Below are 22,011 nucleotides of genomic sequence, written 5' to 3'. Positions count from 1 at the left end.
GGAGGGCGTGGAGATGATCATGCCCGGGGACAACACGCAGATTACGGCGGAGTTGATCCAGCCGGTGGCGATTGAGAAGGGCTCGAAGTTCGCGATCCGGGAAGGCGGCCGCACGGTGGGCGCCGGGACGGTCACGGAGATTATTGCGTAGGGAACAGGGATTGGGGATTGGGGATTGGCGGGGACGGGGGAATCGAGAAGCGCTGGCTTCGCTAACCCCTAATCCCTAACCCCTAATCCCTAGTGAGAGACACCAATGGCGACAGCATTCGGCGACAAAATCCGCATCCGGCTCAAGGCGTACGACTACCGTGTGCTCGACCAGTCGACGGCCGAAATCGTGGAGACCGCGAAGCGGACGGGCGCCCGTCTGGCGGGTCCGATTCCGCTGCCGACGGAAAAGAACAAGTGGACGGTCAACCGCTCGCCGCACGTGGACAAGAAGTCGCGCGAGCAGTTCGAGATCCGGACGCACAAGCGGCTGATCGACATCTTCGAGCCCACGTCGCAGACCGTCGACGCGCTGATGAAGCTGGACTTGCCGGCGGGCGTGGACGTCGAGATCAAGGCGTTCGGGAAGGATCGTAAGTGACCATGGTCACAGGAATCATCGGCAAGAAACTCGGCATGACGCAGGTGTTCCGTCCCGATGGGACGGTGCAGCCCGTGACCGTGATCAAGGCCGGGCCGTGCGTGGTCGTGCAGGCGAAGACGGTCGAGACGGACGGCTACCAGTCGGTGCAGATCGGGCTGGTCGAAGAGAAGCCGGCCAAAGTCGTCAAGCCGCTCGCGGGCCACTACAAGAAGGCCAACGTGCCACCCACGCGGGTCCGGCGCGAGGTGAAGCTGGCCAAGGGCGCCGAGGCGCTAAAGCCGGGCGACCAGGTGCTCGTCGCGTCGGTGTTCAAGGACGGTGAGCGCGTGGATGTGGTCGGGACCAGCCGCGGGCTTGGGTTCCAGGGCGTTGTCAAGCGGCACCACTTCGCAGGTGGCGCGGCAACACACGGGTCGATGTTCCACCGGGCGCCCGGTTCGATCGGCGCGTCGTCATATCCGTCGCGGGTCATCAAGGGCATGCGGGCCGCCGGCCACATGGGCGCCGAGCGGGTGACGACGCTGAATCTGAGGGTCGAGAAGGTGGACGGCGAACAGCACCTGCTCCTGCTGCGCGGCGCCGTGCCTGGCGCGCGCGGATCCTACATCATGGTTCGCAAGGCCGCCGCGGCCAAGCCTGAGCCGAAGCCGCAGGCCGAGAAGCCGAAGAAGGGCAAGAAGTAGCCATGACGCTCGATATCGTGAACGCACAGAACGAGAAGATTGGCTCGCTCGACCTGCGCGACGAATTGTTTGGCGGTCGCGTGAAGGGTGACGTGATCTGGCAGTCGGTCATCCGCGAGAACGCTAGCAAACGGCGCGGCACGCACGCGACCAAGACCCGCGCGATGGTCAGTGGAACCGGCAAGAAGCCGTGGAAGCAGAAGGGCACCGGCCGGGCGCAAGTCGGCGAGGCCCGCAATCCGCTGTGGCGCCATGGCGGCACGACGTTCGGGCCGCAGCCGCGCAGTTACGAGTACGCGATCCCGCGCAAGCAGGAACGCGTCGCGCTGCGCGAGGCGCTTGCGGCCAAGTTCCAGGCGGGTGAAGTGATCGTGGTGGACCAGTTCGAGGACGTGGTCAAGACGAAGGCGGCGGCCGAGATGCTGGGCCGGTTCGGCGCCACAGGTTCGGCGCTGGTGGTCGACGTGAAGCCGGCCGAGGCGTTGGCCCGGGCGCTGCGGAATATTCCGAGGACGCAGTGCCTGCCGAGCGGGCGGCTGACAGCCCGGGACGTGATGCTCGCCAAGCGCGTCATCGCGACCAGAGCCGCGGTGGAGCGGCTGCAGGAGGTGCTGGGATCATGAATCTTACGGACGTGATCCGGCGGCCGCTGATTACCGAGAAGACCTCCATCCTGCGCGAGGACGGCAAGACGGTGGTCTTTCACGTGGCGACCGCGGCGACGAAGGTGGAAATCAAGCGCGCCATCGAGCATCTGCTCGGCGCCAAGGTGGCAACCGTACGCACGACGATCGCGCATGGCAAGGAGAAGCGCCAGGGGCGGTTCGTCGGACGGCGGTCCGACTGGAAGAAGGCATATGTCCGGCTTCGCGATGGCGAGAAGATGCCGGAGTTCCTGGAAGGCGCGTAGCGCGGGGTGAGTGATGGCTATCCGCAGTTATAAACCGACATCACCGGGGCGGCGATTCCAGACGATCCAGGACTACGCCGAAATTACGTCGGCGAAGCCCTATAAGCCGCTGACCGAGAACCTCAAAAAGTCGGGCGGTCGCAACAACCACGGCGAGATCACCATGTGGTGGCGTGGTGGCGGGCACCGCCGGCTGTATCGGATCATCGACTTCAAGCGCGACAAGATTGGCATTCCGGCCAAGGTTGTCACGGTGGAGTACGACCCGAACCGGTCGTCGCGCATTGCGCTGGTGCAGTACGCCGACGGCGAGAAGCGCTACATCCTCCACCCGGTGGGGCTGAAGGTGGGCGACAGCATCGTGGCTGGCGACACCGTCGACATCCTGCCGGGCAACGTGCTTCCGCTCAAGAACATCCCGCTCGGGACGCAGGTCCACAACGTGGAGCTGCGGCCGGGGAAGGGCGGCCAGCTGGCGCGCAGCGCCGGAGCGGCCGTGCAGGTGGTGGCGAAGGAAGGCGAGTATGCCTCGGTGAAGATGCCGTCGGGCGAACTTCGGCGCATCAACGTCGAGTGCCGGGCGACAGTGGGCCAGGTGGGGAACCTGGATCACGAGAACGTGTCGCTCGGTAAGGCCGGCCGGAGCCGCTGGCTCGGCAAGCGGCCGCACGTGCGCGGCGTTGCGATGAACCCGGTGGATCACCCGCTCGGCGGCGGCGAGGGCAAGACCTCGGGCGGCCGGCATCCGGTGTCGCCGTGGGGCATGCCCACCAAGGGCTTCAAGACGCGCAACAGCAAGGCGACGGATCAGTTCATCATCCAGCGGCGGCCGAAGTAGGGCGCCAGGGCTTCAGGGTAGGTTATGAGCAGATCCTTGAGTAAAGGGCCGTTTGTGGACACCCACCTCCTCGAGAAGGTGGAAGTGATGAACCGCGCTGGCGAGAAGAAGGTCATACGGACCTGGTCGCGCCGGTCGACCGTGCTGCCGGAAATGCTCGGGCACACGCTGGCGGTGCACAACGGCAAGAAGTTCATCCCGGTGTACGTCACCGAGAACATGGTCGGGCACAAGCTCGGTGAGTTTTCGCCGACCAGAGGCTTCAAAGGCCACACCACCAAGTCGGAGAAAGCCGCCCAGGTGGCGGCCGCGGCACCGGCGGCCGCTCCGAAGGCGGGGAGCTAGCGATGATTGCAGCTCACGCAACGGCGAAATACGTTCGCACATCCGCGCAGAAGGCGGGCCTGGTGCTCGACCTGATCCGGGGGCACGAGGTCAATCAGGCGCTGGCCACCCTCCGGTTCTCGACCAAGCGGATTGCGCGGGACATCGAGAAGGTGCTGCGGTCGGCGATTGCCAACGCGCAGCAGAAGCCGGGCTTTGGCGGCGAGGTCGAGCGGCTGTTCGTCTCGGCGTGTTATGCCGGCCAGGGGCCGTCGCAGAAGCGGGTTCGTCCGGCCCCGATGGGCCGCGCGTTTCGCGTCGTCAAGCGCACCGCACACCTGACAGTCAGGGTGACGGAGCGTCCAGAGACTACGGGCGCCGTGAAGGCTGGTGCGCCAGCCAGGACCCGCAAGGCAACCAAGGCGGCTCAGGGCGAGACCGCCGCGCAGAAGTAGGAGCGAGACGTGGGTCAGAAGGTTCACCCATACGGGTTCCGGCTGGGCTTCAACAAGACCTGGCTCTCGCGTTGGTACGCGGATCGCGACTACGCGAAGCTGCTGCACGAGGATCTCGGGCTGCGCTCGTCGTTGAAGGAGCGGTTCCGGCATGCGGGAGTCTCGAAAATCGAGATCGAGCGCGCGGCCAACAAGCTGAAGATCGACATCCACACCTCGCGGCCCGGCATCATCATCGGCCGCAAGGGGACGGAAGTCGACAAGCTGAAGCAGGAGATCCAGAAGCGGACGAGCCGCGAGGTCTTCATCAACATCCAGGAGATCCAGAAGCCCGAGCTTGACGCGCAGTTGATTGCCGAATCGGTGGCGATGCAGCTCGAGAAGCGCGTGGCGTTCCGGCGGGCGATGCGCAAAGCGGTCGAGTCGGCCCTGCGGTTTGGCGCGCGCGGGATCAAGGTGCGCGTGTCGGGCCGGCTGAACGGGGCTGAGATTGCGCGGTCCGAGTGGTATTTGCACGGCCAGCTGCCGCTGCAGACGCTGCGGGCCGACATTGACTACGGCCAGGCGGAAGCGGGCACGACCTACGGCCAGATCGGCGTGAAGGTGTGGCTGTACAAGGGTGAGCGTCTCGTGCCGCGGACGGGCCGTGAAGAAGAGTACCGGACGCCGCGGCGCGCCCCGCGCGCATCGGCGTAAGGCGAGGTGGCATAAGCCATGTTGATGCCGAAGAAAGTCAAGTACCGAAAACAGCAGCGCGGCCGCCGGTGCGGCAAGGCCTGGCGCGGGTCGGACGTGGCGTTTGGCGAGTACGGGCTCAAGGCGATGGAAGCGTGCTGGATGACGGCACGGCAGATCGAGGCGGCCCGCGTCGCGATGACCCGTTACATCAAGCGCGGCGGCAAGATCTGGGTGCGGGTGTTCCCCGACAAGCCGGTGACCAAGAAGCCGCAGGAAACGCGCATGGGCAAGGGCAAGGGCGCGCCGGAGTTCTGGGTGGCGGTGGTGCGGCCGGGCAAGATCCTGTTCGAGATGGAGGGCGTGAGCGAACTCGATGCGCGCCAGGCGATGGACCGGGCGGCGGCGAAGCTGCCCATCCCGACCCGCTTTGCGACGCGGTTCGCCCAGGAGAAGGTGTGAGATGAAGGTCCAGGAGATCCGTGCGCTCAACGTCGGCGATCTGCAGAACAAGGTAAAGGATCTGCAGGATCAGGTCTTCCGGCAGCGCATCCAGAAGGCCATGGGACAGCTGGACACGCCGCACAAGGTGCGCACGCTCCGGCGCGAACTGGCACGTGTCGAGACGGTCCTCAGGGAAAAACGGTAGGAACCTATGGCGGCAACAACTGAAATCACGGCAAAGGTCGTCAGCGACAAGATGGCGAAGAGCCGCGTGGTGGCCATCGAGCGCCAGGTGCGTCATGCGATGTACGGGAAGGCCCAGCGGCTGACCACGACGTTCATGGCTCACGACGAGAAGAACGAGACGCACACAGGTGACGTGGTGGCCATGGTCGCGAGCCGCCCGCTGTCGCGTCGCAAGCGCTGGGTGATCACCCGCATCGTGCAGCGGGTGAGCGGCGCGTCCGCCGAGTAGGAGGAACGAACCATGATTCAGATGCGGTCGATCCTCGACGTCGCCGACAACTCCGGCGCCCGCAAGATCTCGGTGATCAACCCGATCGGCGGCTCGGTGGGGCGGTACGCGCGGCTCGGCGACATCGTCACGGCGTCGGTCAAAGAGGCCACGCCGGAGTCGAGCGTCAAGAAGGGCCAGGTCGTGAAGGCCGTCATCGTCCGGACCCGGAAGGAGCAGCGCCGCAAGGACGGCAGCTACATCCGGTTCGACCGGAACGCGGCGGTGCTGGTCAACGATGAGGGCGAACCAATCGGCACGCGCGTGTTCGGGCCGGTGGCGCGCGAGTTGCGCCAGAAGCGGTTCATGAAGATCATTTCACTCGCGCCCGAGGTGATTTAGCGTCATGTCACGGTTGCAGACACCCATCCGTCGAAACGACACCGTCATCGTGACGGCCGGGAAGGATCGCGGCAAGCGCGGGCGCGTGCTCAAGGTCCTGCCGGAGAAGAACCGCCTCGTCATCGAAGGCGTGAACTTCATCAGCCGTCATACCCGGCCGAACCCGGGCAAGAACATCAAGGGCGGCATTATGAAGCGCGAGGCGCCCCTGCACGCGTCCAACGTGCAGATCATCTGCCCCGAGTGCAGCGCGCGCACGCGCATCGGCCGCCGGACGCTCGGAGACGGGCGCAAGGTCCGGATCTGCCGCAAGTGCGAGGGAGTGGTCGACAAATGAACCGGTTGAAGGAGAAGTACCTCCGGGACGTCGTGCCGGCCCTGATGAAGGAGTTCGGCTACACCAATGTGATGGCCGTCCCCAAGATCACCAAGGTCGTGGTCAACATGGGGCTCGGCGAGGCCACGCAGAACGCTAAGATCGTGGACGTTGCCCAGGACGAACTCGGCCGCATCGTGGGCCAGAAGCCCGTGGTGACGCGGGCGCGCAAGTCCATCGCGCAGTTCAAGGTGCGCGAGGGCATGCCGATTGGCAGCATGGTCACGCTGCGCGGCGAGCGGATGTTCGAGTTCCTGGATCGCCTCATCGCGATTGCGTTACCCCGCGTGCGCGACTTCAAGGGCATCTCGCCCAAGGGGTTCGACGGCCGCGGCAACTACACGCTGGGGCTGCGCGACCAGTTGATCTTCCAGGAGATCGACTACATGCGCGTCGACAAGGCGCGCGGCATGAACGTGTCGGTCTGCACCTCGGCGCGGACCGACCAGGAGGCCCGGCGGCTGCTGCAGCTGGTCGGCCTGCCGTTCCGGACGAGCTAGACACTATGGCTACTACCGCGAAAATCGCCAAGGAAGCAACGGCGCTCAAGTACAAGATCCGCCACCGTAATCGGTGCCGGTTGTGCGGGCGCCCCCGCGCATATCTGCGCAAGTTCGCGCTCTGCCGTCTCTGTTTCCGGGAGCTGGCGCTCCGGGGCGAGGTGGCCGGGGTTATCAAGAGCAGCTGGTAAGCACGACGACAGAGTTGAGAAGCCATGACCGATCCGATTGCTGACATGCTCACGCGCCTCCGCAACGCCGTACAGGCGAAGCATGCGCGTGTCGACGTACCGGCCAACACGCTGAAAGCCGAGATCGCGCGGATCCTCCAGGACGAGGGCTACGTCGCCGGCTTCAAGATGGTCGACGAACCCTCCGACACGGCGCGCAAGGTGCCCATGCGGCAGCTGCGCATCTTCCTGAAGTACGGACCTCGCGGCGAGGGTGTGATCAGCGGAATCCGGCGCATCAGCCGCCCTGGTCGCCGGGTGTACTACAGCCACGACAAGGTGCCGCCCGTGCTGGGTGGCCTCGGCATCAGCATCCTGACGACGTCGCGTGGCGTCATGACGGGACGCGAGGCTGTGAAAAGCGGCGTCGGTGGCGAAGTGTTGTGCAACGTCTGGTAGCGAAGGCGTAGGTAGACGTCCATGTCCCGTATTGGCAAGAAACCGATTGCAATTCCCAAAGGCGTGACCGTCAAGGTCAGCGCCGGTGCTGTCGACGTGCAGGGCCCGAAGGGCAAGCTGCACCAGCCGGTTCCAAAAGGCATCAACTTCGAACTCGCGGGCGCCGAGCTGCGCGCGACCACCGAGAGCGATGCGCCGGGGCTCGGCAAGTTCCACGGCCTGGCCCGGAGCCTGGTGGCGAACGCCGTCGAGGGCGTCGTCAACGGCTTCAAGAAGGAACTGGACATCGTCGGCGTCGGCTACCGGGCCGAGCTGAAGGGGCGGCAGATCACCTTCGCGCTTGGGTACTCGCACCCGATCGTGTTCGACATCCCGACCGGGATTGAGGTGACTGTCGACAAGCAGACACACGTGACGGTGACCGGAGTCGACCGTCAGATGGTCGGCCAGGTGGCCGCTGACATCCACCGGATGCGCAAACCGGATCCCTACAAGCAGAAGGGCGTGCGCTATACCGGTGAGGTGTTGAAGAAGAAGGTCGGCAAGACCGGCGCGTAGAGGTCGACTGAGTATGAAGATCAAGACGAAGCTAGATCGTCGCCGGCGCATTCAGCTGCGCATCCGGAAGCGCGTCCATGGAACGGGCGAGCGCCCGCGCCTCAGCGTCTTCCGGAGTGTCGAGCATATGTACGCGCAGGCGATCGACGACATGACCGGGCAGACGCTGGCCTCGGCCGCGACGACCGAGCCGGCCGTCAAGGCCGTACTGGCCGGCGGGTCCAAGGGCGGCAACCTGAAGGGCGCCAAGGCCATCGGCAAGACGATCGCCGAGCGGTTGCAGGCCAAAGGGATCAAGCGGGTCGTGTTCGACCGCAGCGGATTCCTGTACCACGGACGCGTCAAGGCCGTGGCCGATGCCGCGCGCGAAGCAGGGTTGGAGTTCTAGATGTTCAGAACACGAGAAAAGATCGATCCGTCCCAGCTGGAGCTGAAAGACACCGTCGTCTCCATCAATCGCGTGACGAAGGTCGTCAAGGGTGGCAAGAACCTGAGCTTCAGCGCGCTGGTCGTCGTCGGCGACGGGCATGGCGTGGTGGGCTTTGGCGTCGGCAAGGCGCGCGAAGTGCCGTCGGCCATCAAGAAGGGCATCGAGGCCGCCAAGAAGGGGCTCATCCGGGTGCCGCTGGTGGGGACGACGGTGCCGCATATCGTCACCGGCAAGTACGGGGCGGGCAGTGTCTTGCTCAAGCCGGCGCCCGAAGGCACGGGCATCATCGCCGGCGGCGCGGTTCGCGCGGTGGTGGAGTCGGCGGGCATCCAGAACGTGGTGACCAAGTCGCTTGGCAGCGCGAATCCGCACAACGTGGTGCGCGCGACGTTTGTCGGGCTGATGACGTTGAAGGATCCTGTGATGGTGGCTCGGATGCGTGGACGCGACCTGGCCGAATTCGAGAAGGGCTTGGTCTGACATCCTTCGACACGGCGCTCGTGGCGCCGGGTCTGAGGGCTGGCCGGCTGAGTGAGACGAGGCAGCGACATGAGCGGTGATCGCGGCGCGAAGAAGACACTGAAAGTGACATTGGTGAAGAGCACCATCGGCTTCAATCAGAAGCAGGCGTTGGTGGTCCGCGGCCTGGGGCTGCGGCGCATCCGCCACACGATTGACGTGCCGGACACACCCGAGGTGCGCGGGATGATTTTCAAGGTCCGGCATCTCGTCACGGTCGAGTAGCGGATCAGAGGTCGGACGTTATGGATCTCAGCAATCTCAAACCGCCAAAGGGCGCGACCCGGAAGCGGAAGCGCGTAGGTCGCGGCCCGGGGTCGGGTCAAGGTAAGACGGCGGGGCGCGGAAGCAAGGGCGCCCAGTCCCGGTCGGGCTATCACAAGAAGCGGGGGTTCGAAGGCGGCCAGATGCCGCTGCACCGCCGCGTGCCGAAGCGGGGCTTCACAAACCCGTGCCGGGTCGAATACGCCGTGGTGAATCTGGACGACCTGGCCGCGCGGTTCGCGGCCGGCGCGGTGGTGACGCCCGAGGCGTTGCACGAACTGCGCCTGGTGACCAGGAAGCTGCCGATCAAGGTGCTGGGGCGCGGCGACATCAGCATCACGTTGACGGTGAAGGCGCACAAGTTCAGCGGCAAGGCAGCCGAGAAGATCGCTGCCGCCGGTGGGTCCATCGAAACGCTCTAGTCCTTCGGGATCGACGGTCGAGACGGTATGGTTGAAAGCATCAGGAACATCTGGAACGTCCCGGACCTGCGCAAGCGGGTGCTGTTCACGCTGGCGATGCTCGGCGTGTACCGCATCGGGAACCATATTCCGACGCCGGGCGTGAACACGGCCGCGCTGCAGCAGCTTGCCGAACAGGCCAAGAACACGATGTTCGGTCTGTACGACATGTTCTCGGGCGGCAGCCTGTCGAAGGTGACGATTTTCGCGCTGGGCATCATGCCCTACATCAGCGCGTCCATCATCCTCCAGCTGCTGACCGTGGTCTGGCCGTACCTCGAACGGTTGTCGAAGGAAGGTGATCTCGGCCGGCGCAAGATTACGCAGTACACGCGCTACGGCACGATCCTGCTGAGCGTGGTGCAGTCGTGGGGCATCGCGATTTACCTGGAACACCAGACCCAGATCGCCGGCGGGATGCAGCTGGTCTACGCGCCAGGGTGGCGCTTCCAACTGCTGACCGTGCTCACGCTGACCGCGGGCACGACGCTCATCATGTGGCTCGGCGAGCAGATCACCGAGCGCGGGATCGGCAACGGCATGTCGCTCATCATCTTTGCGGGCATCGTGGCGCAGTTGCCGCGGGCCGTGATTGCGACATTGAGCCAGATGAGCACCGGCCAGATCGGCCCATTCACCATCCTGTTCCTCGTCGTGATGGCGGCGATCGTGATTGCCGCCATCATCTTCATGGAGCGCGGCAACCGGCGCATCACCGTTCAGTACGCCAAACGCGTGGTCGGGCGCCGGATGTACGGGGGATCCAGCACGCACATTCCCCTCAAGGTCAATACGGGCGGCGTCATCCCGGTTATTTTCGCTTCGTCGATTCTCGCGTTCCCGGCGACGATTGCGGGCATGTTCCCGCAGGGGAGCTGGGGCCAGACGGTCATCCACCAGATCAGCTACGGGATGCCGCTCTACAACCTGTTGTACGTGGTCGGCATCGTGTTCTTCGCGTACTTCTACACGGCCATCATTTTCAATCCGGATGACGTGGCCGAGAACATGCGGAAGTACGGCGGGTTCGTCCCGGGGATCCGGCCGGGCAAGCGGACCGCGGAGCACATCGATACGATCCTGACGCGCATCACGCTCGCCGGGGCGATCTATCTGGCGCTTGTCGCGATCCTGCCGGAGTTCCTGCTGGTGGGCTTCAAGGTCGCGCCGATTCCGTTCATCGGCGAGTGGCTCGACTCGGTGCTGCCCCGGTTCATCACCGAAGGGTTGAACGTGCAGTTTTACTTCGGCGGCACGTCGCTGCTCATCGTGGTGGGCGTGGCGATGGATACCGTGCAGCAGATCGAGTCCCAGCTCATCATGCGGCACTACGACGGCTTCATGAAGAAGACGCGGATCCGCGGGCGTCGGGGGTAGATGAGGCTGGCGGCCAGAGGGGCGATGCGGCTCGAGCGGTCGAGCGAGGCTGGTCGATGATTGTGTGCAGGTCGGCGGCGGAGTTGGCGAGGATGCGGGCGGCCAACCTGCTCGTGGCCGATGTGCTGGCCGAGTTGCGGGAGAGGGTCCGGCCGGGTGTGACGACAGCCGAGTTGGACCAGTTCGCGGAGAGCCGCGTGCGCGGAGCCGGTGCGGTGCCGGCGTTCAAGGGGTATCACGGGTTTCCCGCGACGCTCTGCACGTCGGTGAACGAGGAAGTGATCCACGGGATTCCCTCGGCGCGGGTGCTCAGCGAGGGCGACATCGTGTCGATCGATCTCGGCGTCCTGCTGGATGGCTTCTACGGGGATGCGGCGATCACGGTGCCGTTAGTGCCGATCGACAGACGGGTGGCCGAGTTGCTGAGAGTGACGGAAGAGTCGCTCTACCGCGGGATCGAGCAGGCCAGGGTGGGCGCGCGGGTGTCGGACATCGGCCACGCGGTTCAGCAGCACGTCGAAGCCCACGGCTTCTCGGTCGTGCGCGAGTTCGTCGGCCATGGCGTCGGGACCGCGTTGCACGAGGACCCCCAGGTGCCCAATTACGGGCCCGCGGGACGCGGACCGAGGCTGGCCGAGGGGATGACGCTGGCCATCGAACCGATGGTCGCGATGGGACGGGCGGCGGTAAAGGTGCTTCGGGACGGCTGGACGGCGGTGACCAAAGACCGCAGCCTGGCGGCCCACTTCGAGCACACCGTGGCTATCACGGCAGGAGGGCCGGTCATCATGACCGTCCCGACTGGCGCGGCCCGGCAGGCAAGTCGAGGCGACGCCACGTAAACTGTCAGGTTGGAGTGTGGAGCCGAACTGGTGCCGAAAGACGACTCGATTGAAGTCACGGGTATTGTGCTCGAGTCGCTCCCGAACGCGATGTTTCGGGTGGAACTGGAGAACAAGCACCAAGTGCTCGCGCACGTGTCGGGCAAGATGCGGAAGAACTTCATCCGCATCCTCACGGGCGATCGGGTGCTGATTGAGCTGTCGCCATACGACTTGAGCCGGGGCCGCGTGACGTATCGGTACAAGTAAGGCGACGCCGGGAGCGGACGGCCTGCCGAGCAGGCGAGAGGGACCGGGCGCGGCCCGGAAGCGAAGGACCAGGGCTATGAAGGTCAGAGCGTCGGTCAAACGGATTTGCGACAAGTGTAAGATCGTCCGTCGCCGCGGGGTGGTGAGGGTGATCTGCACGAACCAGAAGCATAAGCAGAGGCAGGGGTAACGTCATGGCACGTATCGCGGGTGTGGACCTGCCGCGGACCAAGCGGGTAGAGATCGGGCTGACCTACATTTTCGGGATCGGCCATACGCGGGCCGCCGGGATCTGCAAGGACGCCGGGGTGAGCCCCGACATCCGGGTGAAGGATCTCTCCGAAGACGATGTGCGGAAGATCAGCCGCGTCATCGAAGAGCAGGGTGGCGTCGAGGGCGACCTTCGCAAGGAGGTCTCCATGAACATCAAACGGCTGATGGACATCGGCTGCTACCGCGGACTACGGCATCGCCGCAGCCTGCCGGTGCGGGGCCAGCGGACGCGAACCAACGCGCGCACGCGGAAGGGGCCGCGCAAGGGCGCTATTGCCAAGAAGAAGACGGTGTAGCCACATGGCGAAGACAGAAGCAAACGAGGGCGGAGAGAAAAAAGAGGCCGGAAAGCCCAAGAAGGCTTTCAAGAAGCGCGGTGAGAAGCGGGTGGTGCACCACGGCATCGTCAGCATCCACGCCTCCTTCAACAATACCAGCATCACGATTGCCGATACTGAGGGCAACGTGATCGCGTGGTCGAGCGCCGGCGCGGTGTCCTTCAAGGGGTCGCGCAAGGGCACGCCATTTGCGGCGACCCAGGCGGCGCTCGCGGCGGCCAATGTGGCGAAGGGCATGGGGATGCGCTCCTGCGAGGTGCGCATGAAGGGACCCGGCGCGGGCCGCGAATCGGCCGTTCGGGCGCTCAGCACGGTCGGCATCGAAGTGAAGTCGATTCGCGACATCACGCCGATTCCGCACAACGGTTGCCGGCCCACCAAGCGCCGGCGCGTGTAGAACGACGGAAACCCAGGTACACGGAAGATACGCATGGCTAGATACATCGGACCTGTTTGCCGCCTGTGCCGCCGCGAGGGCATGAAGCTGTTTCTGAAGGGCGAGCGGTGCTACGCGGAGAAGTGCGCGATCGAGAAGCGCAACACGCCTCCCGGCCAGCACGGAAAAGCGCGCAAGGCGAAGCTGGCGGGCTACGGCCTGCAGCTGCGCGAGAAACAGCGCGTCAAGCGCATCTACGGCGTGCTCGAGAATCAGTTCCGCCGCTATTTCGAGGCGGCCGAGCGCCAGCGCGGGATCACCGGCGAGCTGCTGCTCCAGAAGCTGGAGTGCCGGTTGGACAACGTGGTCTACCGCCTGGGCTTCGCGACGTCGCGATCGCAGGCCCGGCAGCTGGTCCGCCACGGGCACTTCTCGGTGAACGGGAGAAAGGCGGACATCCCGTCGCTGCTGGTTCGCGAAGGTGACGTGGTTGGCGTGCGGGCGCGCAGCCAGAAGAACGTATTCGTGCTGCACGCAATGGAAGAGGTCAAGGGGCGCGGCGTCCCGGAGTGGCTCTCGGTGCAGCCGGAGCAGATGTCCGGCCGCGTCGTCAGGCTGCCGAACCGCGCGCAGATCAACCTGCCCGTGCAGGAACAGCTGATCGTCGAACTCTACTCGAAGTAATCAAGGCCAGGCGGGGCAGGCGGGCGGCTCCGGCGAGCGGCCCGGACGAGGCGGAAACTGGACCTGTAGAAAGGATCGCCAACGATGCTGTGGAAAGGTTTCCAGCGGCCGAAGCGGCTGGAGTTCGAGCGTGACACTCTGACCGACCGGTTCGCCCGGTTCTACGCGCAGCCGTTTGAGCGGGGATTCGGCACGACCATCGGCAATGCGATGAGGCGCGTGCTGCTGTCGTCGATCGAAGGCGCAGCCTGCTCGGCGGTGAAAATCGACGGTGTGATGCACGAGTTCTCGCCCATCCCCGGGGTGGTCGAGGACGCAACCGATATCATCCTCAATCTGAAGCAGATCCCGCTCAAGATGCACGTCGACTACACGAAGACGCTCTACGTGCGCATCGACAAGGCCGGCGAGGTCAGGGCCCGCGACATCGAGGCCGATGCCGACGTCGAGATCCTCGAGCCGGATGCCCACATCGCGACCGTGTCAGAGGGCGGCAAGCTCCACATGGAGATGCGGATCAAGCGGGGGCGGAGCTACGTAACGGCGGACCGCAACTTCGATGAGGACCTCGGCATCGGCTGGATTCCGATCGACTCGGTGCATTCGCCCGTCAAGAAGGTCAACTACCTGGTCGAGGCCGCACGCCTCGGGCAGACCACCGACTACGAGAAGCTGACGCTGGATGTGTGGACCAATGGCGCCGTGACGCCGCGCGACGCCGTGTCGCTCGCAGCCCGGCTCGTGCGCGACCACCTGAACATCTTCGTCAACCTCGAGGAGACGATGGAGCAGGGCGAGGACGGCCAGGGATCGGTGCCCGGGCCATCAGCCGGGAACGAGCACCTGGACAAGAGCGTCGAGGAACTCGAACTCTCGGTCCGGTCGTACAACTGCCTCAAGAACGCGAACATCCGGACGATTCGCGAGCTGGTGCAGAAGACCGAAGGCGAGATGTTGAAGACCAAGAACTTCGGCCGCAAGTCGCTCAACGAGATCAAGGACATCCTGCAGACGATGGGCCTCAGTCTCGGCATGAAAGTGGACTCGTCGGCCCACGCGGCGGCGGACTAAGCGGTAGGCGGTAGACAGTCGTCAGTAGACAGACGAAGGCTTCTCAGGACGGCTGTTTGCTGGGACCACGAAGGTCTCCGACTGGCTATCGACTACTGACCACCGGCTACGTACAGCGTAAGGAAGCGAAGACATGCGTCATCGAGTTGCCCATCGGAAACTGGGACGAACCACCGAGCACCGCATCAGCCTGCTGCGCAATCAGGCCACCGCGATCCTCGAGCACGAGCACATCATCACGACCGTGCCCAAGGCGAAGGAATTGCGGCCGTACGTCGAGCGCTTGATCAGCGTGGCGAAGCGCGGAGTGGCGGCAGGTGGACCCCAGTTGCTTCACGCCAGACGGATGGTGGGTCAGGATATCGCCAACCGCGACGTCCTCAAGAAGCTGTTCGACACGCTGGCGCAGCGATTCGCCGAGCGGCCCGGCGGCTACATCCGCATCCTGAAGGCTGGCGTTCGCAAGGGCGATGCAGCCCAGGTGGCTCTGGTCGAGTTAGTCGGCAGCGAATTCGATCCGAAGAAGGCTGAGGCCGACAAGGACGGCACGGCTGCCGGCAAGGGCGGCAAGCAAGGCGGCATGGCCGGTCGGCTGCGCCGCGCGGCCGAGCGGGTCCGCGGGCGCAAGGCCGACTCGGACGAGACCGGCGGCGCCGTGCACGAGCGCACCAAGGCCCCGGGAAGATCCACGGCGAAACCGCGTCAGACCGGCCGTACCGGCGGTAACAAGGGAAGCTAACGGTCGCTCCCCGCCGCCGCCCGCCGCCGGGGCTATTCTTCCTCTTCCTCGGCCGCCTCACCCTTCTCGGCCTTCGCAGCCGAGATGATCTTCGCCTGCAGGTGGGCCGGCACTTCCTGGTAGTGTGAATACTCCATGTGGTAGGTGCCGCGGCCGCCGGTGGTGGACGTCAGTGTCTGCTCATAGGTGAGCATTTCGGACATCGGCACCTGCGCCTTGACGACCGTGGTGATCCCGCGCGTGTCCATGCCCGATACGTGCCCGCGCCGGCTGTTGATGTCGCCCATGATGTCCCCGGCAAAGTCGCTCGGCACGTACACCTCGACGTTCATGACCGGCTCGAGGATGGTGGGCCTGGCGCGAGTCATGCCATCCTTGAACGCCAGCCGGCCCGCCATCCTGAACGAGAGCTCGTTGGAATCGACCGGGTGGAACTTGCCGTCGATCAGGGTGACCCGGAAATCGAGCACCGGGAAGCCGGCGAGGTACCCACGCACGCGGGTGTCCTGGATGCCCTTTTCAACCGCCGGCCGGAAGTTCAGCGGGATCGACCCGCCGAAGATCTTGTCGACGAATTCGAAGTCGGAGCCACGTGCGAGCGGTTCCATCTTAATCGTGCAGTCGCCGAACTGGCCGTGGCCGCCGGTCTGCTTCTTGTGCCGGCCGTGCGCCTCGGTCGCCAGCGTGATCGTCTCCCGGTAGGGTATGCGCGGCAGCTTCAGGTTGACCTCGACGGCGAACCGGCGCTTCATCTTCGCGACCGTCACTTCGATGTGCATCTGGCCTTGCCCGGCGAGCAGCAGCTCGTTGGTCTGCTGATCGCGGCTGTACCGGACGGTCGGATCCTCTTCGAGGATGCGGTGGAGCGCCGTGCTGATCTTGTCCTCGTCGCCGCGGGTCTTCGGCTCGATCGCGTACGAGAGCACCGGGTCTGGGAAGACCAGCGGATTGAAGCGCGCGCCGCCGTCCTTGTCGCCAATCGTGTGGTTGGTCTGCGTGTCCTTGAGCTTGGCCACCGCACCGATGTCGCCAGCCTTGATCTCCGGGACATCCGTCGGTGTCTTGCCCTGTAGCAACATCAGGTGACCGATGCGCTCGGGCGATTCATGCGACAGGTTCTGCACGGTCGAGTCGGCCTTGAGCGAACCGCGGACGACTCGGAACAAGCTGATGCGCCCGGCGAACGGGTCGGCGATGGTCTTCCAGACGAACACGGAGAGCGGCCCGCTGTCGGAGACCTTGATGGGGGTGTCCGCGCCCGCCTTGTCGGTCGCTTTCACCGTGCGCTCGGATGCCGCCGGCAAGTAGGCGAGTACCGCGTCAAGGGCCGGCTGGATGCCGATGTTCGCGAGGGCCGAGGTGCAGACCAGCGGAAACATCTTGCGTCCGACAACGGCCCGGCGCAGCCCGCCGACCAATTCGTCCTGCGTGAGCGTGCCAGATTCGAAGAACTTCTCCATCAGGGTGTCGTCAGCTTCCGCGACGATCTCGACCAGCGCGTCGCGCGCCGATGTCACCGCATCAACGAGGTCGGCTGGCACGGCGTCCTCGGTCATCCTGCCGGAGCCGTCGGCGGCGAAGGTGTACGCCTTCATGCCGATCAGGTCGACCACGCCCTTGAAGTTCTTCTCCTCGCCGATCGGCATCTGGATCGGGACGACCATGCGGCCAAACGACGCCTGGATGGCCTCGAGCGTCCGGTTCAGGCTGGCGCGCTCGCGGTCCATGCGGCTGAGCACCACCAAACGCGGCAGTTCCTGCGCCTCAGCTTCTTCCCACACCTTCTCGGTCTGCACTTCAACGCCAGAGACCGCGTCAATGACCACCAGCGCGCCGTCGGCAACGCCCAGCGCGGCCCGGGCATCGCTGAAGAAGTTCCCGAAGCCCGGCGTATCGATGATGTTGACCTTGGTCTTGTTCCACTCGGCGTAACAGATGCTGGCCGACAAGGTGTGCTTGCGGGCGATCTCTTCCTCGTCGAAGTCGGTCACCGTGTTGCCTTCGTCCACCTTGCCCAGCCGGTTGACCATGCCGGCGTCGAACAGGATGGCGGACGTCAACTGGGTTTTGCCTGATCCGCTGTGTCCGACAATTGCGACATTCCTGATATTTGCGGCGTCATAAACCTTCATATCGGATAGCCCTCTTTCTGCCGTCAATGCGACCACGCCAAAAATCACATTCTACTAGGCGCTGGGGGATTGGGGATAGAGAGATTCCCGCCTTCGCCCGACTCCGCTCTTCGAGCTTCGTCGGGCTTCGGCGGGCAAGCGGGATTCGGGAGTCTGGATTCGGGATTCGGAGTTCGGTGCTGGGGACTGGGGCATTCTCCCCTTCTCCCCTTCTTGCTACTTGCTACTTGCTACTTGCTTCTGTTCTTGTCTCCTACCGTCTACCGTCTACCGTCTACTGATTGCGGCGCGGGCGCAATCAATCGCGCCCCCGTCCCTCTACTCGTACCGCAGCGCCTCGATCGGGTCCAGGCGTGAGGCCCGGATGGCCGGCACCAGGCCGAAGAAAATGCCGACGCCGCCCGAGAAGCCGAGGCCGATTGCAAAGCTCCACCAGGGCATCGACACCGGGAAGCCGGCGAGGAAGTGCACGCTCATGCCAATCACGCTGCCCATCACGACACCGAGGATGCCCCCGACCGATGTCAGGAAGACCGCTTCGAACAGGAACTGCCAGAGGATCTCGCGACGGCGGGCCCCGAGGGCCTTGCGGACGCCAATCTCGCGGGTGCGCTCGGTCACCGAGATCATCATGATGGCCATGACGCCAATGCCGCCCACCATCAGCGCGATCGACGAGATCACCACCAGGCCGATGAAGATGGCGCCGGTGACCTGTCCGTACATCTTCAGGGCCGCGTCCGCTGTGACGATTTCGAAGTCGTTCTGCTGCTCGAGTTTCAGGCCGTGCCGGATGCGCATGACCTGCTCCACCTCGGTCATCGCCTGGTCGCGCGTGGCCCCTTCGTCTGGCACGACGGCAATCATGGCGCTCTTGAATGCGTTGGCGTTGGTGGCTGTCCCGCCCGCGTGAATGTTGCCCGACGCACTCCGCCACCCGAACTGCTTCTGATAGGTCGTGTACGGAATGACGACGAAGTCGTCCTGGCCACCACCCGGACCGCCGACGCTCGGACGCGGCGCGACGTAGCCGATGACTTCGTACTCCTCCCTGCCGATGCGAATCAGCTTGCCGACCGGGTCGACATTCGGAAAGAGGGCCTTGGCGGGCGAATCCCCAAGGACAGCGAGAGTGCGCCGGTGCTCGACCTCGGCCTGGAGGAAGAACCGCCCACCCGGCAGCTTGAGGGCGTTGACCACGGCGTAGTTCTCAGACGCCCCGAAGATGGTGAGTTGCTTGGTCTTCGTGCCCTTGTAGAAAACGCGCTCCCGTGTGACGGCTATCCAGTTGCCCAGCATCACGTCGACGCGGCCGACCGATGGGGCATCGCGCTCGATCGCATTCGCGTCGGCCACGGTCAGCACCGGGCGCTTGATGAGATCCTTGAATTCCTTGCCAGACATCATGCTCAGGCCGCTGAACTTCATGACAATCACCGTGTCCGGCCCGAGCTGCCGGATCGAGTCGCGCACCGATTCGTCGAAGCCCCGGATGAGCGACGTCATGCCGACAATCGCGGTGATGCCAATCACGACGCCGAGCACCGTCAACGCCGACCGCATCTTGTTGGCGCGCAGCGTGTCGTACGCCATCACGACGACGTCCGAGAGGAGCGCGAAGCGCATCACGACGCCTCTTTCTTCAAGGCTTCGGCATGAGATTCATGATGACAATGCCACACACGACGAGTGACAGGGCGACCACGCCAGGGAGCCTATTCTACTAGGCGTGAGGGATCGGGGATAGCGGGATTCGGGATGGAACGCCCTCCCATTCTTGCTTCTTGCTACTTGCTACTTCTCGGACGCGACCACCTCCGCCAAGGCTACGGCGGTCCGCCGAAGCTTCACGCGAAGGCGGATAAATCGCGCCCCTACTCGTACCGCAGCGCCTCGATCGGGTCCAGACGCGAGGCGCGGACCGCCGGCACCAGGCCAAAGAAGATGCCGACGCCACCCGAGAAGCCGAGGCCGAGGGCAAAGCTCCACCAGGGGAGCGACACCGGGAAGCCGGTAAAGTAATGCACGCCCATGCCAATCGAGGCGCCCATGACGACGCCGAGGATGCCCCCAAGCGACGTCAGGAAGACGGCTTCAAACAGGAACTGCCAGAGGATCTCGCGGCGGCGGGCCCCGAGGGCCTTGCGGACGCCAATTTCGCGGGTCCGCTCAGTGACTGAGATCATCATGATGGCCATGACGCCAATGCCGCCCACCATCAGCGCGATCGACGAAATGACCACGAGGCCGATGAAGGTCGCGCCAGAAATCTGGTCCCACATCTTCAGAGCCGCGTCCTGCGTGATGAGGTCGAAGTCGTCCGGCTGTTCGAGCTTCAGGCCGTGCCGGATGCGCATGACCTGTTCCACCTCGGCCATCGCCTGGTCGCGCGTGGCGCCTTCGGCCGGCACAACGGCAATCATCGCGCTCTTGAAGGCGTTGGCGTTGGTCGATGTCCCGCCCGCGTGGATGTTACCCGACATCCTCCGCCACCCGAACTGTTTCTGATAAGTCGTGAACGGAATGACGATGAAGTCGTCCTGGCCCCCGCCGAGACCGCCGACGCTCGGACGCGGCGCAATGAAGCCGATCACTTCGTACTCGTCCCCGGCGATGCGAATCAGTTTGCCGACCGGGTCGACATTTGGAAACAGGGCCTTGGAGGGCGAATCCCCAAGGACAGCGAGATTGCGCCGGTGCTCGACCTCGGCCCCGACGAAGAACCGCCCACCGGCGATCTTCAGGTAGTTGACCTCGGCGTAATTCTCCGACACGCCGATAATGGCGAGCTGCTTGGTCTTCTCACCCTTGTAGTAGGCGCGCTCCCTCGTGCCTACGCCCCAGGCGCCAAGCCACACGTCCACCTTGCCAGCCGACGGCGCGTCGCGCTCGATGGCACGCGCGTCGGCCACCGTGAGCACCGGGCGCTTGATGAGGTCCTTGAATTCCTTGCCGGAGGCGAAACTCAAGCCGCTGAACTTCGCGACAAAGAGCGTGTCCGGCCCGAGCTGGCGGATCGAGTCGCGCAACGATTCGTCGAAGCCACGGATGATCGAGGTCATGCCGACAATCGCCGTGATGCCGATCACCACGCCCAGCACCGTCAACGCCGACCGCATCTTGTTGGCGCGCAGCGTGTCGTACGCCATCACGATGACGTCCGAGAGGAGCGCGAAGCGCATCACCATTACTCTTTCCTCAACGCCTCGATCGGGTCGAGCTTGGCCGCCCGCATCGCCGGATACACACCAAAGACCAGGCCGACAACCGCCGTGATCCCGATGCCCAGGACCACCGACCACATCTGCACCGCGGCCGGCAGCGGGCTCAGCTTCGCGATCGCCAGCGCCAGCAGGAATCCGAGCGACGTGCCGACGATGCCGCCGGCGACCGACAGCGTCACCGACTCGGCGAGCACCTGCAGCATGATGTCCCGCCGCTTCGCGCCCAGGGCCTTCCGCAGGCCGATCTCGAAGGTGCGCTCCGTCACCACCATCAGCATGATGTTCATGATGACGATGCCGCCCACGACGAGCGACAGGGCGACCACGCCAATCAGCACCGCGAAGATGCCGGCGGTCGCCGTTCGGTAGATGGCCAGGATCGATTCGGCTGTGAACATGCCGAAATTGTCCCGCTGCTTCGGCTTGAGTCGGCGCTCGATGCGCAGGGCAATCGTCGCGTCGTTCATCGCTTCGTCCACGAGCGACGGGTGAATGGGCTTCACATTCAGCTGGATGCTCCGGCGCGAGCCGAAGATCTTCTGGAACGCGCCGAGCGGAATCAGCGCGAACTCGTCCTGGGACTGCCCGAAGATGGCCCCCTTCTTTTCGTTGACACCAATCACCCGGTAGTGGATGCCCTGGATCTTGATGCTCTGGTCCAGCGGGTTGCGTTCTCCGAACAGGCGATCCGCCGTGCCCCAGCCCAGGAGCACCACGTTGCGGTTGCGGTCGACCTCGCTCGGACTGATCAGGCGGCCACGCTCGGCGTTGTAAGACGAGAAGTTGATGTACTCCGCCGACACGCCCCGGATCGTGACGCTCTCAAGCAGGTGGTCCTTATAGGACACCTGGCCCGAGGTCTCGCTCGCGGCCATCACCGATCGGATTAAGGGACTATAGCGCCGGATCGCCTCGGCATCCTGCATCGTGAGCCGGGGATTGCTCCGCACCTTTTCGAAGTCTTCCTCGCTTCGCGTCAGCCCGTAGCGGTCGACCGTGAACGTGTCGGCTCCCACATCGGAGACGATGGCTTCGGTGACCTTCGCGTTCAACCCCTGGATGAGGGAGACGACGGCGATGATCGATGTCACGGCCACGATATTGCCGAGCACGCTCATGAACGAGCGCAGCTTGCTCCCCCAGATCGCCCGGAGCGCGATCGCGACGCCTTCGATGATACGGCCCATGA

General features: G+C 64.7%; 35 protein-coding genes. 31 read left to right on the top strand and 4 right to left on the bottom strand.

What is annotated here, in order from left to right; genetic code table 11:
* The 31 genes from tuf to rplQ all read left to right on the top strand — a co-directional run.
* A partial coding sequence (tuf, locus tag NT151_00510; GenBank protein ID MCX6537403.1) for an elongation factor Tu occupies positions 1-151 on the top strand: 151 nt, incomplete at its 5' end.
* A 105-nt stretch (positions 152-256) separates the two neighbouring features.
* Positions 257-592 (top strand): 30S ribosomal protein S10, encoded by a 336-nt coding sequence (gene rpsJ / locus NT151_00505; GenBank protein ID MCX6537402.1) that lies wholly within the window; start codon positions 257-259, stop codon positions 590-592.
* Between the two features lie 2 nt (positions 593-594).
* The gene (rplC, locus tag NT151_00500) at positions 595-1,278 is read left to right on the top strand and encodes a 50S ribosomal protein L3 (protein MCX6537401.1); all 684 of its coding nucleotides are present in this window, start codon (positions 595-597) and stop codon (positions 1,276-1,278) included.
* Between the two features lie 2 nt (positions 1,279-1,280).
* A complete protein-coding gene (rplD, locus tag NT151_00495) occupies positions 1,281-1,901 on the top strand; it encodes a 50S ribosomal protein L4 (GenBank protein ID MCX6537400.1) in 621 nt (206 codons plus the stop codon).
* A complete protein-coding gene (locus NT151_00490; protein MCX6537399.1) occupies positions 1,898-2,188 on the top strand; it encodes a 50S ribosomal protein L23 in 291 nt (96 codons plus the stop codon). The genes rplD and NT151_00490 overlap by 4 nt, the downstream gene beginning before the upstream one ends.
* Positions 2,189-2,201: 13 nt before the next feature.
* Entirely contained in the window at positions 2,202-3,026 is an 825-nt protein-coding gene (rplB, locus tag NT151_00485; GenBank protein MCX6537398.1) for a 50S ribosomal protein L2, read from the top strand.
* 24 nt (positions 3,027-3,050) lie between these two features.
* Positions 3,051-3,371, top strand: coding sequence for a 30S ribosomal protein S19 (gene rpsS / locus NT151_00480; GenBank protein MCX6537397.1), 321 nt, complete (start codon positions 3,051-3,053; stop codon positions 3,369-3,371).
* Between the two features lie 2 nt (positions 3,372-3,373).
* A complete protein-coding gene (gene rplV, locus NT151_00475; GenBank protein MCX6537396.1) occupies positions 3,374-3,805 on the top strand; it encodes a 50S ribosomal protein L22 in 432 nt (143 codons plus the stop codon).
* A 9-nt stretch (positions 3,806-3,814) separates the two neighbouring features.
* The gene (gene rpsC, locus NT151_00470) at positions 3,815-4,501 is read left to right on the top strand and encodes a 30S ribosomal protein S3 (GenBank protein ID MCX6537395.1); all 687 of its coding nucleotides are present in this window, start codon (positions 3,815-3,817) and stop codon (positions 4,499-4,501) included.
* 18 nt (positions 4,502-4,519) lie between these two features.
* On the top strand, positions 4,520-4,942 hold the full coding sequence (gene rplP, locus NT151_00465; GenBank protein ID MCX6537394.1) for a 50S ribosomal protein L16: 423 nt from the start codon (positions 4,520-4,522) through the stop codon (positions 4,940-4,942).
* Between the two features lies 1 nt (position 4,943).
* Positions 4,944-5,129: a 50S ribosomal protein L29 gene (gene rpmC / locus NT151_00460; GenBank protein MCX6537393.1), complete on the top strand. Its 186-nt coding sequence runs from the start codon at positions 4,944-4,946 to the stop codon at positions 5,127-5,129.
* Positions 5,130-5,135: 6 nt separating this feature from the next.
* Positions 5,136-5,399 (top strand): 30S ribosomal protein S17, encoded by a 264-nt coding sequence (gene rpsQ, locus NT151_00455; GenBank protein MCX6537392.1) that lies wholly within the window; start codon positions 5,136-5,138, stop codon positions 5,397-5,399.
* A gap of 12 nt (positions 5,400-5,411) precedes the next feature.
* The gene (rplN, locus tag NT151_00450) at positions 5,412-5,780 is read left to right on the top strand and encodes a 50S ribosomal protein L14 (GenBank protein MCX6537391.1); all 369 of its coding nucleotides are present in this window, start codon (positions 5,412-5,414) and stop codon (positions 5,778-5,780) included.
* Positions 5,781-5,784: 4 nt separating this feature from the next.
* Positions 5,785-6,117, top strand: a complete 333-nt coding sequence (rplX, locus tag NT151_00445) for a 50S ribosomal protein L24 (protein MCX6537390.1) — start codon at positions 5,785-5,787, stop codon at positions 6,115-6,117.
* A complete protein-coding gene (gene rplE / locus NT151_00440) occupies positions 6,114-6,656 on the top strand; it encodes a 50S ribosomal protein L5 (protein MCX6537389.1) in 543 nt (180 codons plus the stop codon). The genes rplX and rplE overlap by 4 nt, the downstream gene beginning before the upstream one ends.
* Positions 6,657-6,661: 5 nt before the next feature.
* Positions 6,662-6,847, top strand: coding sequence for a type Z 30S ribosomal protein S14 (locus NT151_00435; GenBank protein ID MCX6537388.1), 186 nt, complete (start codon positions 6,662-6,664; stop codon positions 6,845-6,847).
* Positions 6,848-6,871: 24 nt separating this feature from the next.
* Positions 6,872-7,285 carry a 30S ribosomal protein S8 gene (gene rpsH / locus NT151_00430; protein ID MCX6537387.1) on the top strand — a complete coding sequence of 138 codons (414 nt, stop codon included), beginning with the start codon at positions 6,872-6,874 and terminating at the stop codon, positions 7,283-7,285.
* A gap of 21 nt (positions 7,286-7,306) precedes the next feature.
* Positions 7,307-7,843: a 50S ribosomal protein L6 gene (gene rplF / locus NT151_00425; GenBank protein ID MCX6537386.1), complete on the top strand. Its 537-nt coding sequence runs from the start codon at positions 7,307-7,309 to the stop codon at positions 7,841-7,843.
* Between the two features lie 19 nt (positions 7,844-7,862).
* Entirely contained in the window at positions 7,863-8,231 is a 369-nt protein-coding gene (rplR, locus tag NT151_00420) for a 50S ribosomal protein L18 (protein ID MCX6537385.1), read from the top strand.
* Positions 8,232-8,753, top strand: a complete 522-nt coding sequence (gene rpsE / locus NT151_00415; protein MCX6537384.1) for a 30S ribosomal protein S5 — start codon at positions 8,232-8,234, stop codon at positions 8,751-8,753.
* Positions 8,754-8,822: 69 nt separating this feature from the next.
* On the top strand, positions 8,823-9,017 hold the full coding sequence (rpmD, locus tag NT151_00410) for a 50S ribosomal protein L30 (GenBank protein ID MCX6537383.1): 195 nt from the start codon (positions 8,823-8,825) through the stop codon (positions 9,015-9,017).
* Positions 9,018-9,037: 20 nt separating this feature from the next.
* A complete protein-coding gene (rplO, locus tag NT151_00405; protein ID MCX6537382.1) occupies positions 9,038-9,478 on the top strand; it encodes a 50S ribosomal protein L15 in 441 nt (146 codons plus the stop codon).
* A 27-nt stretch (positions 9,479-9,505) separates the two neighbouring features.
* A complete protein-coding gene (gene secY, locus NT151_00400) occupies positions 9,506-10,894 on the top strand; it encodes a preprotein translocase subunit SecY (GenBank protein ID MCX6537381.1) in 1,389 nt (462 codons plus the stop codon).
* Positions 10,895-10,950: 56 nt separating this feature from the next.
* Positions 10,951-11,736, top strand: coding sequence for a type I methionyl aminopeptidase (gene map, locus NT151_00395; protein ID MCX6537380.1), 786 nt, complete (start codon positions 10,951-10,953; stop codon positions 11,734-11,736).
* A 30-nt stretch (positions 11,737-11,766) separates the two neighbouring features.
* A complete protein-coding gene (gene infA / locus NT151_00390) occupies positions 11,767-11,985 on the top strand; it encodes a translation initiation factor IF-1 (protein ID MCX6537379.1) in 219 nt (72 codons plus the stop codon).
* A gap of 76 nt (positions 11,986-12,061) precedes the next feature.
* A complete protein-coding gene (rpmJ, locus tag NT151_00385; GenBank protein ID MCX6537378.1) occupies positions 12,062-12,175 on the top strand; it encodes a 50S ribosomal protein L36 in 114 nt (37 codons plus the stop codon).
* A 4-nt stretch (positions 12,176-12,179) separates the two neighbouring features.
* Positions 12,180-12,554: a 30S ribosomal protein S13 gene (rpsM, locus tag NT151_00380; GenBank protein ID MCX6537377.1), complete on the top strand. Its 375-nt coding sequence runs from the start codon at positions 12,180-12,182 to the stop codon at positions 12,552-12,554.
* Between the two features lie 4 nt (positions 12,555-12,558).
* Positions 12,559-12,993, top strand: coding sequence for a 30S ribosomal protein S11 (rpsK, locus tag NT151_00375; GenBank protein MCX6537376.1), 435 nt, complete (start codon positions 12,559-12,561; stop codon positions 12,991-12,993).
* A 33-nt stretch (positions 12,994-13,026) separates the two neighbouring features.
* Positions 13,027-13,656: a 30S ribosomal protein S4 gene (gene rpsD / locus NT151_00370; protein MCX6537375.1), complete on the top strand. Its 630-nt coding sequence runs from the start codon at positions 13,027-13,029 to the stop codon at positions 13,654-13,656.
* An 84-nt stretch (positions 13,657-13,740) separates the two neighbouring features.
* On the top strand, positions 13,741-14,727 hold the full coding sequence (locus NT151_00365; protein ID MCX6537374.1) for a DNA-directed RNA polymerase subunit alpha: 987 nt from the start codon (positions 13,741-13,743) through the stop codon (positions 14,725-14,727).
* Positions 14,728-14,860: 133 nt separating this feature from the next.
* Positions 14,861-15,466, top strand: a complete 606-nt coding sequence (rplQ, locus tag NT151_00360) for a 50S ribosomal protein L17 (GenBank protein MCX6537373.1) — start codon at positions 14,861-14,863, stop codon at positions 15,464-15,466.
* Positions 15,467-15,498: 32 nt separating this feature from the next.
* Here rplQ and fusA read toward each other — a convergent pair whose 3' ends face one another.
* From fusA to NT151_00340, 4 genes are all read right to left on the bottom strand, one after another.
* Complete coding sequence (gene fusA / locus NT151_00355; protein ID MCX6537372.1) at positions 15,499-17,598, bottom strand: elongation factor G; 2,100 nt, start codon at positions 17,596-17,598, stop codon at positions 15,499-15,501.
* A 318-nt stretch (positions 17,599-17,916) separates the two neighbouring features.
* On the bottom strand, positions 17,917-19,224 hold the full coding sequence (locus NT151_00350) for an ABC transporter permease (GenBank protein MCX6537371.1): 1,308 nt from the start codon (positions 19,222-19,224) through the stop codon (positions 17,917-17,919).
* 248 nt (positions 19,225-19,472) lie between these two features.
* Complete coding sequence (locus tag NT151_00345; GenBank protein ID MCX6537370.1) at positions 19,473-20,786, bottom strand: ABC transporter permease; 1,314 nt, start codon at positions 20,784-20,786, stop codon at positions 19,473-19,475.
* Positions 20,786-22,009 carry an ABC transporter permease gene (locus NT151_00340; GenBank protein MCX6537369.1) on the bottom strand — a complete coding sequence of 408 codons (1,224 nt, stop codon included), beginning with the start codon at positions 22,007-22,009 and terminating at the stop codon, positions 20,786-20,788. The genes NT151_00345 and NT151_00340 overlap by 1 nt, the downstream gene beginning before the upstream one ends.
* Positions 22,010-22,011: the final 2 nt, after the last annotated feature.

This window comes from Acidobacteriota bacterium, from assembly GCA_026393675.1.
Lineage (GTDB): Bacteria > Acidobacteriota > Vicinamibacteria > Vicinamibacterales > JAKQTR01 > JBAXOX01.
Note: the sequence above shows the minus strand (reverse complement) of the source record. Positions and strands in the feature narration are given on the sequence as shown.